The following is a 17,780-nucleotide window of genomic DNA, read 5'->3' on the forward strand; positions in this document are numbered from 1 at the left end:
CCGATTGCTGGATTTCTCATGCTGCGCTTCGGCCGACGGTGGTCCGTCCCCGTCTGCACCGCGGCCCTGGCCGGGCTGGCGTCCGCGGGGATGGTGCTGGCGGCGGGTTGTGCGCCTGCTGAGGGGACGCGGGATGCCGGCACGGCTCCTTCGGTGTCCGTCCCGGAGAGTGCCTCTCCGCTGTGGCCCGGCCGGTCCCCCGCGCCGTCCCGCGGCGGGCCCGTCTCTGTCCCTTCCGCCGTGCCCGTGCCGGAGGTCACCGTCCCCGGCGGTTCCGAGGGCGGTCTGCGCAAGGTCCCGCCCGAGCGGCTGCTCCGAGCGGACCCCGGTGTGCCCGAGGTGGTGAAGGGCTCGTTGGGGCACTGTCCCGGTATGCGCTGCCGGTTGCGTGCCCCTGTCTATGTGGACCTCACCGGCGACGGGAAGCCCGAGTTGGTGCTGGCCTTCGACGACGACAGCGGACGTACGTGGATGTGGGTGTACACGGCTTCGGGGGGCTCGGTGCGGCGCGTACTGGACTACGCGGGGCCGTCGCAGGTGACCGCTGCCACCGTCGGCCGGGACCTGGTGGTGGACGAGTCCGGCGAGGGCCGGAAGGCGACAGTCCGTTACCGCTGGAACGGCCGGGTGCTGGCTCCCGTACCCGTCGGATGACTCCGGCCCCCGCTCCCTTTGATGCCTGGTCTGATTCCTGATGCCTGCCCTGATTGCTGTGAGGACCCCATGACCCAGCTCCTGCTCGTCGAGGACGACGAGGTCATCCGCAACACCGTCCGTATGGCGCTTGAGCGCTACGGATACGAGGTGTGCGTCGCCGAGGACGGTCTCACCGGCCTGGAGCGGTTCCGCGAGCAGGAGCCGGACCTGCTGCTGCTCGATGTGATGCTGCCCGAGCTGGACGGGATCGGGCTGTGCCGCCGGGTGCGCGAGTTCAGCCTGGTCCCGATCCTGATGATGTCGGCGCGCGGCGATGCCCTGGATGTGGTGTCGGGCCTGGAGGCGGGTGCGGACGACTATGTCGTCAAGCCGGTGGAGAGCGCGGTGCTGGTGGCCCGGATCCGCTCGCTGCTGCGCCGGGCGAGCTTCGCCGCGCACCCGGCCGCGCAGGACGACAGCCAGCCGCAGGACGTGCCGGAACCCGCCGCGCTGGTCTTCGGTGAGGTGGAGATCGACCCGGGCGCGATGGAGGTGCGCCGTGGCGGGAAGCCGGTCTCGCTGACCCCGACCGAGCTGCGGCTCCTGCTCGAACTCGCCGCGAACCCCGGGATCGTGCTGGACCGGCGGACGCTGCTGCGCGAGGTGTGGGAGTACACCTGGGACGGTGACAGCCGCGTCGTCGATCTGCATATCCAGCGGCTGCGGGCGAAGATCGGTGCCGAGCGGATCGAGACGGTGCGTGGGTTCGGCTACAAGATGCGGCGCTGACGACGATGCGCAGAACGTGGACGCTACGGTTCCTCCGGCGCTGGCGGTCGCTGCGTTGGAAGGTCGCCGCGCTGGTGGCGGCCGCGGTGTGCGCCGTGGCAGCCGGGATCGGCGTTCTGGTGCACCAGGCCACCTACGCCCGGGCACTGAGCCAGGCCCGGGACACCGCGCAGCGCCAGCTCGACCTGGCGGTCACCACCTATTCCCGGACCGGTGGCACCCAGGGGACGGGGGCCCGGCTCGATGCGTCGGGCGTGCCGGACGACCTGAAGGCGTTGGTGCGCAAAGGTCATCAGGGCACCGCGTTCGGCCGGAACCCGTACGGGCCGGTGATGTGGGCCGCGCGACCGGTCGGCGGCCGGATGCTCTGCGTCGACGTCGACATGCGTGCCGACCTGCGCAATCTCAAGCTGCTGGACGCCACCATGGGCCTGGCCGGGCTGATCGCCGTCGGTGCCGTGCTGCCGCTGGGCGCGCTGAGCGCGGAACGGCTGGCCCGGCGGCTGCGGTACGCCGCAGGGACGGCGCGGCGGATCGCGGACGGCGACCTGGACGCACGCATCGGCGCGGGCGACCGGCCGGGCGACGAGATCGCGGAGATCTCCACCGCGGTGGACTCGATGGCCGCCTCGCTACAGCAACGGCTGCGCAGCGAGCAGCAGTTCACCGCCGACGTCGCACACGAGCTGCGCACCCCGCTGATGGGCCTGGTCACCTCGGCCGAGCTGCTGCCGGAGGGTGAGGCCGCCGACTACGTACGGGACCGGGTGCGGGTCCTGCGCACACTGATCGAGGAGTTGCTGGAGATCTCTCGGCTGGACGCGGGTGCGGAGCAGGCCGATCTCGCGCCGTGCCCGCTGGGCCCGCTGGTCGAGGACTGCGTGCGGCGGACGGGGCTTGAGGCCGAGGTGCGGGTCACCGGCAGGGCCGTGGTCGACACCGATCCCAGAAGGTTGGACCGCATCGTGGCCAACCTGGTGGCCAACGCCCACCGGCACGGCCGGCCGCCGGTCGAGGTCAGGGTGTCGGGGGCGGTCGTCACCGTACGCGACCACGGCCCTGGCTTCCCCGACGCGCTGCTGGCGGACGGTCCGCAGCGGTTCCGTACCGGCGCCCGGGAACGCGGCCGCGGCCACGGTCTGGGGCTGACCATCGCCCTCGGTCAGGCGCACGTCATCGGTGCCGGGCTGGACTTCGCCAACGCGGCCGACGGGGGCGCGATCGCCACCGTACGGCTCCCCGAACACCCACCGACCTGACCCGCGCCCGGCCGATCAGCGGCACCGCCCGGCCCGTTACCGGTGCCGCGTCCAGCACGGATACGCCACCGACACACCACTGATACACGGCCCTACCGAGTCGATACCTCGCCCCGCAGACCCGATACACGCCCGAGCAGCGGCCGATATCCCGCCATCTCCGGGCGGAGATCTCCCCCTCCCACGATGGCAGCGGCCGTCGCGGATGACCCGCATCCGCGACCGAATCCGCACACCACAGGCTCGGAGGTCTCCACCATGGGCGCTGCACACACAAGGGCCGGGCGGCGAACGGCACGAGGACGCGGACGGCGGCGGCGCGCGGGCCCCAGGACCGGCCTCAAGCGGCGCCGACTGGCCTTGACTGCCGCGTCCCTCGCCACCGTCCTCGCCCTGGGCGGCTGGCTGCTGTACGCCCGGCTCGACGCCAACCTCGCCACCACCGACGTCGACGCCGCCCTGGGGTCCGACCGTCCGACCCGCGGCCCGGACGGTTCACTCAACATCCTGCTGCTCGGCTCCGATTCGCGGGCCGGGCAGAACGCGGAATACGGCGCGGACGCCGGTGGCGCCCGCTCCGACACCGCGATGCTCGTCCACCTCGCCAAGGGACGGCGCGAAGCCACGGTGGTCAGCATCCCCCGCGACACCATGGTCACCCGCCCCGCCTGCCCCCTGCCCAACGGCCGCGCCTCGCGCGCCGCCACCGCGACCATGTTCAACTCCGCCTACTCCGTTGGTGGTTCGGCCTGCGCCGTCAAGACCGTCGAACAACTCGGCAGGGTCCGCATAGACCACGTCCTGGACGTCGACTTCACCGGCTTCAAGAAGCTGGTGGACGCGGTGGGCGGCGTCACCGTCACCACCGACCAGGCCATCCACGACAGGGACAGCCATCTCGACCTGGAAGCGGGCCGCCACCGGCTGGACGGCGAGCAGGCCCTCGGCCTGGTCCGCACCCGGCACAGCATCGGGGACAGCAGCGACCTGGGCCGGATCAAACTTCAGCAGAAGTTCATGGCCGCGCTCGCCCAGCAGCTGAGCGGCTCCGGTCTGCTCACCGACCCGGTACGGCTCTACCAGGTCGCCGACGCCGCGACCAGCGCACTGACCACCGACAAGGCACTGGGCTCGGCGCAGGCCCTGCTGGGCCTGGCCCGCAGCCTGGCGGACCTGCAACCGTCCCGGATCGCCTTCCGGACGCTGCCCGTCGGCCCGTACCCCAAGGACCCCAATCGCGTCGCGGTCAAACGGCCCGAGGCCGACGCCCTCTTCACCGCCGTACGCGACGACACCGCCCTACCGCCCGTGAGCACGAAAGAGAAGTGAGCCGCACCATGGCCACCCACCACTCCACCCCCGTCGATCAGACCGCGCGGCTCATCCCGCCCCGCCCGGACGCCCCGCCGCCCCGCCGCCCGTACGCGCCCGGCCTGGACGGCCTGCGCGCCCTCGCCGTGACCGCCGTGGTCCTCTACCACGTCAACCCGGCCTGGCTGCCCGGCGGTTTCCTCGGCGTCGACGTCTTCTTCGTCCTCAGCGGCTACCTGATCACCGACCTGCTGCTGGCCGAGCACCGCCGCGGCGGCCGCATCGACCTCCGCGGCTTCTGGGCACGCCGGGCCCGCCGTCTGCTGCCCGCCCTCGCCCTCGTCCTGCTGACCACAACCTGCGCCGCCACCGTGCTGCGTCCCGACCGGCTGACCACCGCGGCCGGAGACCTGCTCTCCGCCGCCACCTTCACCAACAACTGGTGGCAAACAGCCACCGACGCCTCCTACTTCGCACACTTCGGACCACCGCCGCTCTTCCAACACCTGTGGACCCTCAGCCTGGAGGAGCAGTTCTACCTGCTGTGGCCCCTGGCCCTGCTCGCGCTGCTCCGCGTAGTGCGCCGCAACGGAGCACGGGCGGCACTGGCCGGAGCCGGGGCCCTGGCCTCGGTGGCCGCGATGACCCTGTTGTACGAGCCCGGCACGGACGCTTCCCGCGTCTACTTCGGCACCGACAGCCACCTCTTCCCCCTGCTGATCGGCTCCGCCCTGGCCCTGCTGCGGCCCGCCGCGGGACTGCTCCCCGGCCAACTGCCGTGCAGCGTAAGGACAGCGGACATCGCCGGCCTCGCAGGACTGTCCGCCCTGACCATCCTCTCCTGGACCGCCTCCCAGGACGCCGACGCCCTCTACCCCGGCGGCTTCGTCCTCGCCGCATGCGCCGCCGCCCTGGCCGTACTCGCCGCCGTCCAGCCCACCGGCCTGCTCGCCCGGGCACTCGCCGCCCCCTGGCTGCGCTGGCTCGGCAAGCGCAGCTACGGCATCTACCTGTGGCACCTGCCCGCCCTCGCACTGGCCACCCCGGACGAGCGCACCCCCGGCGACGTGCCACTGAACGCCCTCGCCGCCGCCACCGCGTCCATCGCCCTCGCGGCACTCACCCACCGGTTCGTCGAAGAGCCCATACGGCGCCAAGGCTTCCGGACGACCGCCCGCCGGATGCACCGCGCCCTGACGACCGGGACCGCCACCCGTCACGCCGGGGCGGTGCTGTGGGCCAGGACCGCGGCAGGCATCGCCGTAACGGCCGTCCTGGTCGCCGGTTGCGGCGTGGTCACCGCGCCCATGGACGGCAACAGCGCCGCCGACCAGATCCAGGCCGGACAACGCGCCTTGGAGAACAGTCCGCAGACCGCGGCGCACACCGAAAAGATCAACGCGATCGGCGACTCGGTGATGGTCGCCGCGACCCCGGCGCTGAAGCAGAAGTTCCCCGGCATCGACATCGACGCCAAGGTCGGCCGCCAACTCTCCCTGGCCGCCAAGGAGATCAACACCCACAAGCAGCAGGGCCCGCTGGGCGACGCCGTGGTCATCGGCCTCGGCACCAACGGCGTCGGCGGCGCCGAAGACCTCCAGTCCGCCGTCGACGCCATCGGCCCGGACAAGCCCATCGTCCTGATCACCGTGCACGCCCCCAGGCAGGGCTGGCAGGACAAGCTCAACAAGGCCGTCAAGGCGGTGGCCGCGCGAAACTCCTCCCACGTCGCCGTCGCCGACTGGGACAAGGCCATCGCCGGCCACACCGACCTCCTCGCCAACGACGGCATCCATCCCGGCCCCGGCGGCGGCAAGATCTACGCCGACACCGTGGCCCACGCCCTGGCCACCCTGGACGGCAGCCGATGAGGACACCGCCTCGGGCGAGGCACACGGACCTGCCGCGCCGTCCACCACCGGACCACATCCGCCCGGTGTGCCCGTCGCTCGGGGCGGAACGCGGCAGCCGCGCCGTCACGTCGCTACGTCATTGATCTCGTCGTCGGGTCCCCGGCACCGGAGCGGAAGGGCGCGGCCGATCCCCACCCCGCCGCCGAAATCGCAACGCCGACGCGGCGGTTCCGGGCGGACCGGCCGCCGCCCGCCGCCCGAGGCCGACCGCCTTGCACCAGGGCATGATCGAGGGGCGTCTCGGGGCACACGGACGGCACTGCCCTCGGTAACGGGGCTGAGGCCGAGGTCAGCTTCGCGCATCGCCTTCTCGACGGCCGGGATCATGCTGTTCTCCCAGGCATCTGGGTGCCCATGCTGAGTACGAGGTCGGACCGGGCCGATCCGGGGCACCGGCTGGTCCCGCCAACACAGGGGTTCACCCAAAAGCGCACCCGAGATCCCATGCGCTCGACACATGCCCCATAGATGGACATACTCGACTAGAGCGAATGAATAGGTCTGGGGTCGAGCGGGCTTCAGCTGGGACGTCAGGCTCCACCTCTTCGACCCATCGACGGGCTGCGTTCCCGGACCGTGTTCCGCTCTACCTTCACCTTCGACGTTTCCGACACCATTCCGGCCTGCTCGGCGATATCCGCACGTGACCCGAAGCCCGATTGCCATGCGCGGAGTTACTCGACCGAAGAGAGCCGTCTACCGCAGGAAGCCAACTCCCTCAGCCGTAAGGGGCACCAGTGACCGCACCCCCAAGGAAATGCCGCACCACAGGCCGAAGGGGCGTTCCGTGGCGGCCGGCGCCGACCGCGGGCTTTCTGAGTCAATTTCGCACGACATGCGGCCTGGTCGCACCCCTCGTACGATGATCCATGGAGGCTGACGCATGGATGAATCCCCCGTAAGCGACATGGTGTCACCACGGTAGGACTGTCCATGATGGCTACGTCTACCGACCGCTATCCCTACGCCTTCCACATCGCCCTTGACGGGAACGGTTTGAACGGGCTGGAGGGTGCGGCGGGTGTCTGCGTCTTCCGCTACAACCCGGACAGCGGCGAGTACGCCTACCGTGTGCAGTACTACGACGGTGTGGCCGGCGGCCATGCCATCAGCATCACGCCCGACCGGAAGTTCGGGTTTCTCGGCAATGCCGGGCAGCAGATCCTGTTCTACGATGTCGAGTCGCTGGACGAGCGCGAGCGGGTCTCCACCCTGCGGTTCGAAGCCCCCGATGCCTCCATCAAGAGCAGCACGCACATGGTGTGGCTGGACAACACCCAGGGTGTCACCGCGATCGGTGACGGCCTCTGGCTGGTGGACCTCGATCGCCCGACCAAGGCCGAGCGCATCGGCGAACACCTGCTCAAACTGCCGCACGCCATGAAACGCACCGCCTCCGGCCGCTATCTCGTCTACGGCGGTATGGACCATCCGGGTCAGGGAGAGGCCGCCGAGGTCGGCATCTTCGACCTCGAAAAACGCGTCGCCCGGCGAATCCCCCTGCCGACGACCTGCTGGCACGTAGCCTGCCATCCGCGCGAGGACCTCTTCTACGCACTGTCCTTCCGGGTCCATCCTCAAGAGGGCCGGGACTGGCACGAATGGGCCATGGCCTACTTCAAGGAGTACGTGTTCGAGATCGACGCCCCCAGCGGGCAGATCCTGCGGCACTGGACCTGCGGCCAGAACGTGCCCGCGCACATCAACTCGGACGTGTGCGTCTCCGACCGCGAGCTGATCTACTGCAACGGCGGCAGCGGCACCATCGTCATGATCGACCTCGCCGACTTCACCTCGTACCGTGTCATCGACGAACGGCCGGGACTGTCCTGGCAGATGCGCTCCGCCCGGCAGGCCGCTCGGCAGGTCACCGACGCTTTCACCCGGGGGTCCCCCGTCCCCAGCAGCAGGCATTTCGTCGGTGCTCTGCGCGTCACGCGCGGCACGCTGATCGACTCGGTCTACGCCTGCCAGCTCTCCGCCGACCAGAAGCTGCTGTTCACCGCCAACCGCGGGCTCAACACGATCACCGTCTACGACTATCCGGCCAACGCGGTGCGGCTGCGGGTCAAGATGCCGGAGCTGCGCGCATACCTTCCTGATCTGCCTGTCTGGACCGATCCCCGGCTGGGGTTCCACCACAGCACCCTGCTGAGCCCGGTCCCCGCCCCTGCCGGTGCCGACCTGAGGAGTGTCCATGAGCACTGAGACGACCGAAGAACTGGCCGCCGAAATCCGGCGCAGCTGGGAACACTTCCGGACCGCAGCCGTCCGGATTGCCGAACTCCAGACCGCGATGTGGAGTGACTATGCGGAGTTGATGACCGGGCTGCTCAACGGCAAACCCACCTGGGGCGACGTCAACAGGGTGTATTGGGAGTTCGTCGGCGGCGAGGGCGTGAAGTTCGCCTCGGCGCTGGGCGGGCTCGGCATCGACTACGCCCGGAACGTGGCGGAGCTGGCCCGGGAGCACGAACGGCGCCTCTGCGAGCAGTTGCGCGCATCTGCACCCCAAGCGGTGCCGGACGACAGACCCGGCGGAGGAGGGGGCGCCAAGGCCGGCCCCTCGCCCCGTTCCAGGGGCACGAAGCGATGACGGCGGTCCCGGACGGCCGGCGTACTGTGACAGGCACCGACGCCTGACTGTGCCCCACCGCCCGTGCCCGGGCGCTGCGGTCAGCTCAGCGCCCTGACGTCCTCGTCCAGTTGTCGGGGAACCAGTTCCCGCGCGGCCATGACCTCCGGATGTGGCCGCAGCCCGGACCTGATCCGGTCCGGTACGTGCGGGCTGGTCACCAGCCAGCCGAGGGCCTCGGCGAGCGCCTGGCGCGCGGGGCGCGGCGTATATCCCAGAGCAGCGGCTTTGGCGTGCTCGTACCAGTAGTAGCGGCCCATGGTCCGGGCCTCCGCGCGGGTGGTCGAAGGTGTCCGAGCGCTCAGCACCGCCCGGATCTCCGCCAGCGTCGCCGCCACGTACGCGCCGGCGTGCGAGGTGGTGGCCCACGGCCCGTGGGTGCCGCACAACTCGGAGACGGTCTGGTGGATGGTCCGCCACGCCCAGTTCTCGCCGCCCAGCAGATAGCGCTCCCCGGCTGTTCCCTGCTCCGCGAGCAGTAGGTGGCCGTCGGCGACGTCGCGGACGGAGACGATGTTGCATCCGCCCGGGTAGGAGGTGCGCAGGGGATCGGCCAGATAGCGGGTGAGCAGCGCGTTGCTCGGGACCAGCCGCCAGTCGGGCCCGCCGACCACGATGGTCGGGCAGGCGGCCACCACCTCCACTCCCAGTTCGGTGCCCATCGCGAGCGCTGCCCGCTCCTGCTCCAGCTTGGTGAGGAAGTAGTCCGGCAGATATTCCTCGCCAGGCATCCCGTTCTCGTCGCGGGAGACCGGACCGTCGGACGAGCCGCAGGTGACCGACGACGAGGTCACCACCACCCGCCGGACCCCCGCCGCCGCTGCCGCCCGCAGCACCTCTCTGGTGCCCTCCACGTTGGCCCGGGCCAGATCCTCCCGGGTCACGTCCCAGTACGCGAACACGGCGGCGCAGTGGAACACCGCCTCACAGTCCTCGAACGCGGGCCGCAACGTGACGGGGACGCGCAGATCCGCGTCAACCACGCAGACGTCGAGCGCACGCAGCTGCCGCGTGTCGCTGCTACGGCGGACCACCGCCCTCACCTCATGGCCGGCGCCCAACAAAGAGCGCACCACCTGCGCGCCGACGAGTCCGGTGGCTCCGGTCACACACGCTTTCACAACGACTACCTCGATCGCCTGTCCCGGGCCACGGCTTCGCGCAGCCCCTGCCAGAAACCGGTGACCGCGGGACGCAGCTCTTCCCGGAGCTCCTCCAGCAGCCCGAAACGGGACGGGACGTCGCCGGGCGCGACATGCCTGAACCCGTCCGCCCCCAACTGACCCGGCAACTTCGACACGGCCAATGCCTGGGCCGTGATGCTCCGTACGAGCCGGGCGGCCTCGGTCAGGCGCTGGGTGGGCAGCTCGGCGGCCAGCATGTCGTCATGCTTCTCCCAAGGGCGGCCGATCCGGTACGGCCGCCCCTCGTACTGCGCCTCGAAGTTGTCGAGCGTGCGGGTGAAGAACCGCTGGTAGGAGTCCTGCACCAGGGGCTCCCTGAGCTTGGGCCGGGTCTCCGGGCGGAACACCTGCCAGGTCAGCGGCAGCGTGAACCGCTGGCGCACCCGGACCACGATCCGGGTCCGGTTTCCGCCGTCCGCCGGGAGAAAGACCACCGAACCGTCGTCGTACTCGGCGGAGCCGTTCGGGCTGTGGACCGTCTGCCAGGCGATCCGCTGCGACCGCTCCTCGTAGCTGATCTTCTCAAGCTTGCAGACATCGATGGGTGGGCCGCCGTAGAACGCCATGTAGTTGGGCTGCGCCAGATACAGGTTGCGTTCGATCTGGCGGGTGGGCCGCCCCTGCACGTCGCGGGACACCACATGGACCCGTCCGCCCAGATAGTCGGTCATGTAGCTGATGGTCCGGCTGATGTCCACCCGCCGCACGAACTCCGCGTACGGCGCGTTGACGGTGCGTTCGCAACCGAAGAGGATCGAGTGGTCCAGGTGTTGCCACCGCATCAGCCAGGCATCTGCGGGCAGCGCGTCGATGATGTCTTCCAACGGTTGGAGGAGGCCGTTGATCCGGTCGAAGTCACGGCGGGTATAGGCGTCCGGGTCGACGGCGAGAGAGACGTCCCTCCGCCGGATCCTCTCCTTCCCGAACCCGGTCCGCCACGCACGTACGGTGGACGACGCGGATGCGGCCGCCCCGACCACCGTGCAGAGGGCTGCGGAAGCCGCCGGGTTCTCGTCCGCGACGCGGATCAGCGTGGTGAGGAGGCGCGAGAGCCGTGCCAGCGCGGGATCGGTGACCTCCGCCGTGCCCGGGGTCACCTGCCAGGAGGCAATGCTGAACAGCCGGTGCGCCCGTCCGTCCGGGGCGAGTCGGCGCACCGCCTCGACCAGGGCTCTCGGCGGGTTGCGCCAGCCCTGATAGGGCGTCAGGTCGCCGTCGAGGTGATAGCCGTCCGGCAGCCCGTGGTCGCGGAGTACCCGCGCGTTGAGCGGCGACGAGACGGGGTCGACGTGCATGAGCAGGGCACCGACCAGGTCCGCCAGCGCCCCGTCCGGCGCGGCGATGACCGTCCCCGTTCCCAGTGGTTTGCCCACGTACGATCCGGCACACCCGTGACTGCTCACCACCGCATCGATGATGTGGAAGTCCGGTGCGTAGGAGCGCAGCAGATCCACCACGACCTCGGCGCCGTCGCGTCGCGCCCGGTAGTGGTGGTGCTTGTCGGCCTGCGGCAGCACCCCCAGCAGATTGGCCAGGCAGAGGGCGTACCCGAACTCCGGGTGGGTGCTGTTCTTCGCGATGTTGATGCGGAAGTCCGCCTCCAGCCAGGCACGCGCCATTCCACTGCCGTGCAGCACACTGGAAGGGGGGAACCCCGCCGGTTCGACGTCCTCGGACAGGTCCACGATCCGGTAGGCGTTGCCTCGTTGGGTGCGCCCGCCGTAGCCGAGCCGGCGACAGGTCTCCAGGAGCCCGGGACCCTCGAGCCACACGTCCGGACCGCAGCGGGCGGCTCCGACGGTGATGTTCCGGTAGCCCCTGTCACACAGCAGGTCGATCAACTGCTCCACGAGCACGGCGCTGACGGCGGTCGTCGGATCGCCGTACGCGGATGTCCCCGGCGTCACCAGCACTGACAACCCGCCCGGATCGCCGGCCGCACGTTCGTCGAGTCGCTGCCAGAGCCCGGCCCGGGTGACCGCCTCTGCCAGCAGGCGCGTGGGCATGAGGGGACGGGTCCGGGTGGACCGGACCACGGCGGCGACGGTGGCCATGTCGCCCCTGGTGCCGGTGGAAGAGACCGCACGCGACAGCACTGCTGCGACCTCGTCGTGGGAGATCAACGTCATGGCCTCCGCCCAGGGGCGCATCGTTCAATGGTGCGCTCGGTCGACCCAACCACCATCTGACATATAGCGACCAAACAGGCGCAAATATGCGCAAAAACGATGCTACTGGATAGGCGACAGGTGCATGGCAGGACGCGCTTGAGTCCACCCGAATCATCGTCAGGTCAGCAGTACACGAGCGTGACATCGGTGGCGGGGCCGCTGCCGCCGCCCCGCCCCCGGCTATCCTCCCTCCTCCTGAACAGACCGGGAGGTCCCTCACCATGAACAGCACCACGTCGTCCTTTCCCGAGCGGATCGAGCTCTCGGGGGAGGGGCTCATCCTGCGCGACTGGACGGAAGCGGACCTGGCCGCGATGCCGGAGCTGTTCGACCATCCCGACATCGCGTACTGGACGCCGATCGTCTCCCCCTTCGACGAAGCGGCCGCCCGCGCACGGCTGGACCGGGACCGGCAACTGCGGGCCGAGGGCACGACCATCCTGCTCGCCATCACCCTCGACGGCGGCGCACCGCTGGGCGAGGTGATGCTGCGACGTGCCCCCGAGGGCACAGAGCTCGGCTACGCCGTCGGCCCGGCACACCGTGGCCAGGGACTGGCAATACGGGCGGTACGGGTCATGGCTGCGTACGCCTTCGAGCAGCTGGGCGTGGACCAGGTGATCCTGGAGCTGGAGGCCGACAACGCCGCCAGCGTCGCCGTGGCCACCAAGGCCGGCTTCAGCCTGCTCGACGTGCCGCTGATCGAGGGTCAGGAGAAGGGGCGGCCCTACGCCCTGCAGACATGGGGCCTGAAGCTCACCCGATCCTGATCCTGACCTTCTGTCCCCTTGCCACACACGACAAGTGCCATCACCCGATCACGCAACCCATAACGCCCCGGCTGGTGTTGACGCCTCCCACACAGTGGAGATGGCGGCTCAAGGCGGTCTGTTACGGATGATCGACCGGACGGGGACGAGTTGGCGCACCGCAGTGGCCGGTTACTGCGGTTGCTCGTCGTGCGGCCTGGCAGGCGAATGCGCGCCAGGCCGCACGACGGGTCGGGGTGGCCGGTTCCGGCACGCCGATGACGAGTCGCCGTGAGGGGGCTGTGGAGGTCCTCCGGGGGTTATCGGGTCCTGAAGCGACGGAAGAGGTTCCGGGCCACGTACACGCCCGGGCCGCCGAAGCCGACGATGTCGACGCGTCCGTCATGGGTGATGTCGGTGAGGAAGCGGGGATGGCGGTCGACCCGCCAGCCGCCCGCGTCCTCGTTGTACCCAAAGCCGCGGCACACCAGTTGGGCCTGGTCGAACCGGCCGCCGCCGCGGCTGTGCGACACCCAGACTCCCTCGTCGCCGAAGCCGACGATGTCCGGGGTGCCGTCGCCGGTGACATCGGCGACGACGCGAAGGTGCTTCTTGCCCGTCCACCCCTGGGCGAGCCCGAAGTCGTTCAGGACGAGTTTCGCGGGCTCGAACGTGCCGTCGCCGCGCCCGCGTGAGACGACGACGCCCTGTGGGCCGAACCCGACGATGTCCAGTGCTCCGTCACCGCTGGTCCTGACCAGGAACCGGGGGTGCTCCTCGACCGAGCTCCACCCCTGGCCGGTCCCGAAGTCGTCGAGGACGTGCACAGGGTCGGCGAACTTTCCCTGCTCGTCCTGGCGTGACACCCAGACACCGTCGTCGTGGCAGCCGACGATGTCGAGCCTGCCGTCACCGGTGGTGTCGGCGAGAAAGCGGGGATGCTTGTCGACAAGCCACCCGCCGGCCTCCTTGCCGTAGCCGAACGCCTTGAGGGCCGGTTCGCTGGGGAGCGGTGCGAACGTGCCTTTCTCGTCCTGGAGCGATACCCGGACGCCGTCGTCGTGGCAGCCGACGATGTCGAGCCTGCCGTCACCGGTGGTGTCGGCGAGAAAGCGGGGATGCTTGTCGACAAGCCACCCGCCGGCCTCCTTGCCGTGGCCGAACGCCTTGAGGACCAGCTTGCCGCCCGCGGGCGTGAACGTCCCGCCCGCCTCCTGGGAGGACACCCGGACACCGTCGGCGGACAGCACGACGACGTCGGGCTTGCCGTCGCCCGTCGTGTCCGCGAGGGTCCACAGGTCCGCGGGACTCGCGGAGGGCGCGGGCTGCAGGACGCGTTCGTCGTCGTCGAATGTCCCGTCGCCTCTGCCGGACGACGCCACAGCCCCCTTCGCGGGTTTGAGTCCTACGATGTCCTTTCGCCCTGTTCCCGTGGTGTCGGCGAGGAACCGGGCACCGAGTCCGGCCCACCAGCCCGGTTGCCCGCCGGGGGATGGGGTATCCCCTGCTCGAGCGAAGCCGAGAGCTTGGGGAAGGTTGGCCCCGTCGCTCTTCCACCCGCCGGCGTCCTGGTCGCTGCCGAACCGCTTGAGGACCAGCAGCATGTCGCTGAAGGAGGGCGTCGCGTCGGGTGTCGGCCGCAGCGCGGTCGAGCGGGCCAGCCGCCAGGACCGGCGGCCGTTCCAGTGGCTCAGTGGTGCCCAGCGCAGCACGAGGTCACTGGTGCGCTCCGGCTCGGCCGTGACGAACCGCCAGCGCTGGCCCTTCGCGCTGTCGTCGTGCTTGCGCAGGACGATCCGGGTGTCGCCCTCTCCGGGGTCGGCGAGGTCGAGAACGGCGCCGTCGGTCGCGCCCTTGATGAAGTAGAGGCCCGCTTCGCCCTCAACGGGGACGAGGTGCCACTGCTGGCTCTTCTTGCCTGCGGCGGCGTCCGACTGGCGGACGCCGCGGTCCGCGGCGGCGGGGTCGTCGAGCACCTTGCCGTTGGCCGCGTTGCGGATTACATATGCCTGGTCGTCTTGTGCTTGGCCGCCTTGCGCGGACTGCACAGGAGTGACAGGGGTGAGCTGCCACTGCTCCGGTTTCGGGCCGCCATCGGGGAAGTCGCGGACGACGAGCGTCCCGTCCGTGCTCGGCGCGGCTTTGGTGCCGAGGGTCTTCCCCGTGGCGGCGTTGACGATCTCCAGCTTCAGTTCTTCTGTGGGCACGGCCATCGTGGTGCCTCTTCCAGGCGGTTGGGGCGTTGGCTCGGGACGGTGGTGGCGCGGCGGTGGTCGCGGATCACGTGAAGACGTGGTGGTACGGCACGTTCCACTCGTTGGGCAGCCGCGGGTAGAACGTGTTGATGACCGTCCCGGTGAAGTCCCCGCCCCAGTTGTAGGTGAGACGCACCTCGCTGTCGGCCGTCACCGCGTAGTCCTTGAACCCGAGGATGGCGTCGGGGTGGGTGATCGGCACGAACGTGATCCCGCCCCACGGCGTCACCGTGACGACCCAGAGCTGGGTGTCCTCGGGCGTGCCGTTCTTCCCGCGCCACTTTTCGCCCACCTGGCCGGGAAGGCCGACCTGGACGGTGTCGGCGGTGCTCTGGGGGGCGTCCTGGTGGACGGTGATGCGCCTGCGCTGCGGCTTCGACGCGCCGTCGTCGCCGCGCCCGGAGTCGGCTCCGCCCGTGCCGGCGGGTTTGGGCGACACCTGGCCCGCGGCGCTCTCGATGAAGTACAGCGGTCGCTGCCCGAAGAAGCCGCCGGGGGTGATGTACCAGAGGTGGCCTTGCGCCTCCTTGGTGGCCGGGTCGAGCGCAGTGGCCAGCTTGGCCCCCTTGTCGTGGCTCTTCTCCCCCAGCTCGGCGGGCCGCAGGTAGCCGCCGTTGAAGGCGTGGACGAGCATGACCGGCCGATTCTCGATCAGCGCCGCCACGATCGCGTTGTCATAGCTGTTCACCGGCACCGGGCCGCCGACCACCAAATTCGACATCGTCGTGCGTTCTTGGGTGTACATCGCGGAAACCTCACCTCTTCTGAATGTGGAGGACAGCGTCGGGCACTCGGCGCACTGGCCTATCGCGCGGCATTACCGCAAGCCTGGCCACTTCCATTCGAAATAAATTCGAAAACGAATGGGTGGCCGATGCGAATACCCTCACCCGCGGCAACGGCCGAGGCCACAACGCCCGCAGGCAGGACTATCGAAAAGTCATCGATCGAGCGACCGACTGTGCTTCAACGTGGCGTAGTCTTCGGCAAGTTGGGAGCAGGGTCAACGGCCAGTGGCCTTAATCAGCCAATTACAACGTGATGCACTGAGGCAACCTTTCCGGGCAATGCGGCTCGTGATAACTTCGCTTGCCGGAACGTGCGCTATCCATTTTTTCCACTTCACCGAGCGTGGTTCGACCGGAATCAGTCGAGGATGGGGAATGCCTTCCACTGCATACAACCTGGAACATGCCAAGCGCCAACCGCTGACGAAGAAGAACCTGCGAGAACTCGACATCGAGCAGAATTGGAAGTCCATCCTGGACCACCCCAACCTGGTCTACGTCGACGAGAACGGTGTACGGCACAAGCCCGTCGGGTTCTCCGTGAACAAGTCGAGCTTCGGCGCCTTCCCCGGGACCGCGTCCCAGCTGGGCTGGCTCGCCTACATGAACCTCGGGGAGCCGCTGATCGAGGAGCGGGGCAACATCACCCAGCCCCCACCCGACATGTTCTCCACACGCACCTACGCCAACCGCAGCAAGGACTCCAAGATGACCTTCACCGACTCGGTGGACTTCACCGTGTCGAACGCGGTCACGTGGTCGCTCCAGGGACAGACCCAGCTCACCTTCGGCGGCAGCGTCAGCGCGCAGCTCCAGCTGCAGCTGCAGACCCAGCTCAAGATGGACCTCCAGAAGCAGCTTCAGAACGAGGTGGCCGGCAAGAACACGAACACGGTGACCAACAAGAACAGCAAGGACAACGTCGGGGTGGACAACGCCAACGCCAGCGAGGCGAGCGTGCGGAGCGCGGCGACGAACTCGGTGACGGACTCGGTGGCGTTCACGACCCAGGGCACCGCCACCGGAACCGCCACGCTCAACGCCCAGTTGATGCTGGGCATCACGGCCTCCGTCGGCGGCACCCTGACCACCACCTGGGACTCGAAATCGCAGATCTCCGGCGATGTCCCGCCGGACTCCCGCGTGCAGACCATGGTCACGCAGCGGCGTACCCGCAAGCAGTACTCCTACGAGATCCCGGTGACCTTCTCCGGGTTGATCGCGGTGAAGTACGACGTGCCGGTGGCGGTCCTGTCTCCTCCCCAGTCCGCGGACTACCCCGGCCTCGACCAGGTGGTCGCCCGTGACATCGGCGACATCGACCTGGCCGGCGGCGGCTTCCGCATGAAGGGACTGGCCGAGGTCGTCTCCGCCCTGGAGGTCGACCACACGATGTTCGACGGTGAGAGCCTGACCGACAGCGAACGAGCGCTGTACAAGCAGCCTTGACCGGCGGGCGGCGCCGCCACGACGACGACCAGGGGTGACGACCATGGTGTTCGACAACATCTTCGGCTTCGCGGGCACGAGCGCGGGGCTCTTCTCCGTGACCACCGACAGCGACAAACCGCAGCCGGGTGCAGGCGTCGACTTCGAGGACGCCGACGACGACACATACGACGACAAGAGCACGAGCCTGTTCAACAGCGCCATCCACGGGGCTTCCTCCCGCGCCAAGGTCGTGCAGGAGCAGTCGCCCGAAGCGCGGGCCGTCCTGGGCTTCCTCGGCTCCTTCATCCAGACCACCCAGGCGCAGGCCAGTGCGCAGTCCACGTACGCCGGAAATTCCAGCTCGGTGGCCACGGCGGCGGCCGCCCGCATGAACGCGTCGAGTCCGACGGTGAAGGAGGACCCCGGCCTTCAGAAGGACGAGGACCTGAAGAACAAGCAGAAGCGGAGCGATTGCGCCAAGACCCCCGAAGCACCCAATCCAACCGAAGCACCCAAGCCAACCGCCGACAAACCGTCCAAGTACACCCAGTAGTGCCCGGGTTCTGGAACCGACCACTGACGCCGCATGCGGGTGAGCGCAGGTAGGCGCGGGTTCGTCGGACGGACGTAGGGACTCCGGCAGGCATGTCAGGTCAGGC

At 69.5% G+C, this 17,780-nt stretch carries 14 protein-coding genes; 10 read left to right on the plus strand and 4 right to left on the minus strand.

Annotated features, from left to right (window positions below; translation table 11 throughout):
- The first annotated feature begins 240 nt into the window (after positions 1–240).
- The 7 genes from MOV08_RS09880 (at position 241) to MOV08_RS09910 (ending at position 8,504) form a co-directional block, all read left to right on the plus strand.
- Positions 241–654, plus strand: coding sequence for a hypothetical protein (locus MOV08_RS09880; protein WP_159030828.1), 414 nt, complete (start codon positions 241–243; stop codon positions 652–654).
- A gap of 69 nt (positions 655–723) precedes the next feature.
- On the plus strand, positions 724–1,425 hold the full coding sequence (gene cseB / locus MOV08_RS09885; RefSeq protein ID WP_275307089.1) for a two-component system response regulator CseB: 702 nt from the start codon (positions 724–726) through the stop codon (positions 1,423–1,425).
- 5 nt (positions 1,426–1,430) lie between these two features.
- Positions 1,431–2,684, plus strand: coding sequence for a sensor histidine kinase (locus MOV08_RS09890; RefSeq protein WP_275307090.1), 1,254 nt, complete (start codon positions 1,431–1,433; stop codon positions 2,682–2,684).
- 360 nt (positions 2,685–3,044) lie between these two features.
- Positions 3,045–4,013: an LCP family protein gene (locus MOV08_RS09895; protein WP_275307091.1), complete on the plus strand. Its 969-nt coding sequence runs from the start codon at positions 3,045–3,047 to the stop codon at positions 4,011–4,013.
- Positions 4,010–5,866 carry an acyltransferase family protein gene (locus MOV08_RS09900; RefSeq protein ID WP_275307092.1) on the plus strand — a complete coding sequence of 619 codons (1,857 nt, stop codon included), beginning with the start codon at positions 4,010–4,012 and terminating at the stop codon, positions 5,864–5,866. The genes MOV08_RS09895 and MOV08_RS09900 overlap by 4 nt, the downstream gene beginning before the upstream one ends.
- 975 nt (positions 5,867–6,841) lie before the next feature.
- Entirely contained in the window at positions 6,842–8,116 is a 1,275-nt protein-coding gene (locus tag MOV08_RS09905) for a hypothetical protein (RefSeq protein ID WP_275307093.1), read from the plus strand.
- Complete coding sequence (locus MOV08_RS09910) at positions 8,106–8,504, plus strand: hypothetical protein (protein WP_275307095.1); 399 nt, start codon at positions 8,106–8,108, stop codon at positions 8,502–8,504. The genes MOV08_RS09905 and MOV08_RS09910 overlap by 11 nt, the downstream gene beginning before the upstream one ends.
- An 80-nt stretch (positions 8,505–8,584) precedes the next feature.
- Here the strand turns inward: MOV08_RS09910 and MOV08_RS09915 are convergent, their stop codons facing one another.
- Together MOV08_RS09915 and MOV08_RS09920 are read right to left on the minus strand one after the other, a co-directional pair.
- On the minus strand, positions 8,585–9,652 hold the full coding sequence (locus MOV08_RS09915) for an NAD-dependent epimerase/dehydratase family protein (RefSeq protein ID WP_275307097.1): 1,068 nt from the start codon (positions 9,650–9,652) through the stop codon (positions 8,585–8,587).
- Between the two features lie 17 nt (positions 9,653–9,669).
- A complete protein-coding gene (locus MOV08_RS09920) occupies positions 9,670–11,877 on the minus strand; it encodes a DUF362 domain-containing protein (RefSeq protein WP_275307098.1) in 2,208 nt (735 codons plus the stop codon).
- A gap of 242 nt (positions 11,878–12,119) precedes the next feature.
- Here MOV08_RS09920 and MOV08_RS09925 point away from each other — a divergent pair, with 242 nt between their 5' ends.
- Positions 12,120–12,668 (plus strand): GNAT family N-acetyltransferase, encoded by a 549-nt coding sequence (locus MOV08_RS09925; protein ID WP_275307099.1) that lies wholly within the window; start codon positions 12,120–12,122, stop codon positions 12,666–12,668.
- Positions 12,669–12,967: 299 nt separating this feature from the next.
- On the opposite strand, the gene MOV08_RS09930 is transcribed toward MOV08_RS09925, so the two are convergent.
- Together MOV08_RS09930 and MOV08_RS09935 are read right to left on the minus strand one after the other, a co-directional pair.
- On the minus strand, positions 12,968–14,860 hold the full coding sequence (locus tag MOV08_RS09930; protein ID WP_275307100.1) for an FG-GAP-like repeat-containing protein: 1,893 nt from the start codon (positions 14,858–14,860) through the stop codon (positions 12,968–12,970).
- A 67-nt stretch (positions 14,861–14,927) separates the two neighbouring features.
- Entirely contained in the window at positions 14,928–15,647 is a 720-nt protein-coding gene (locus MOV08_RS09935; RefSeq protein ID WP_275307102.1) for a hypothetical protein, read from the minus strand.
- 418 nt (positions 15,648–16,065) lie between these two features.
- Between MOV08_RS09935 and MOV08_RS09940 the strand changes: the two genes are divergently transcribed.
- Together MOV08_RS09940 and MOV08_RS09945 are read left to right on the plus strand one after the other, a co-directional pair.
- Complete coding sequence (locus MOV08_RS09940; protein WP_275307103.1) at positions 16,066–17,139, plus strand: hypothetical protein; 1,074 nt, start codon at positions 16,066–16,068, stop codon at positions 17,137–17,139.
- Positions 17,140–17,182: 43 nt separating this feature from the next.
- On the plus strand, positions 17,183–17,674 hold the full coding sequence (locus MOV08_RS09945) for a hypothetical protein (RefSeq protein WP_275307104.1): 492 nt from the start codon (positions 17,183–17,185) through the stop codon (positions 17,672–17,674).
- Positions 17,675–17,780 lie beyond the last annotated feature (106 nt).

It is taken from the genome of Streptomyces yunnanensis (genome assembly GCF_029011865.1).
Classification (GTDB): Bacteria; Actinomycetota; Actinomycetes; order Streptomycetales; family Streptomycetaceae; genus Streptomyces; species Streptomyces yunnanensis.

Bases quoted from the DNA above. Each gene is read 5' to 3' on its own strand.
- cseB (WP_275307089.1), top strand. From the start codon at position 724: ATGACCCAGCTCCTGCTCGTCGAGGACGACGAGGTCATCCGCAACACC.
- MOV08_RS09890 (WP_275307090.1), top strand. From the start codon at position 1,431: ATGCGCAGAACGTGGACGCTACGGTTCCTCCGGCGCTGGCGGTCGCTG.
- MOV08_RS09905 (WP_275307093.1), top strand. From the start codon at position 6,842: ATGATGGCTACGTCTACCGACCGCTATCCCTACGCCTTCCACATCGCC.
- MOV08_RS09910 (WP_275307095.1), top strand. From the start codon at position 8,106: ATGAGCACTGAGACGACCGAAGAACTGGCCGCCGAAATCCGGCGCAGC.
- MOV08_RS09920 (WP_275307098.1), bottom strand. From the start codon at position 11,877: ATGCGCCCCTGGGCGGAGGCCATGACGTTGATCTCCCACGACGAGGTC.
- MOV08_RS09925 (WP_275307099.1), top strand. From the start codon at position 12,120: ATGAACAGCACCACGTCGTCCTTTCCCGAGCGGATCGAGCTCTCGGGG.
- MOV08_RS09930 (WP_275307100.1), bottom strand. From the start codon at position 14,860: ATGGCCGTGCCCACAGAAGAACTGAAGCTGGAGATCGTCAACGCCGCC.
- MOV08_RS09935 (WP_275307102.1), bottom strand. From the start codon at position 15,647: ATGTACACCCAAGAACGCACGACGATGTCGAATTTGGTGGTCGGCGGC.
- MOV08_RS09940 (WP_275307103.1), top strand. From the start codon at position 16,066: ATGCCTTCCACTGCATACAACCTGGAACATGCCAAGCGCCAACCGCTG.
- MOV08_RS09945 (WP_275307104.1), top strand. From the start codon at position 17,183: ATGGTGTTCGACAACATCTTCGGCTTCGCGGGCACGAGCGCGGGGCTC.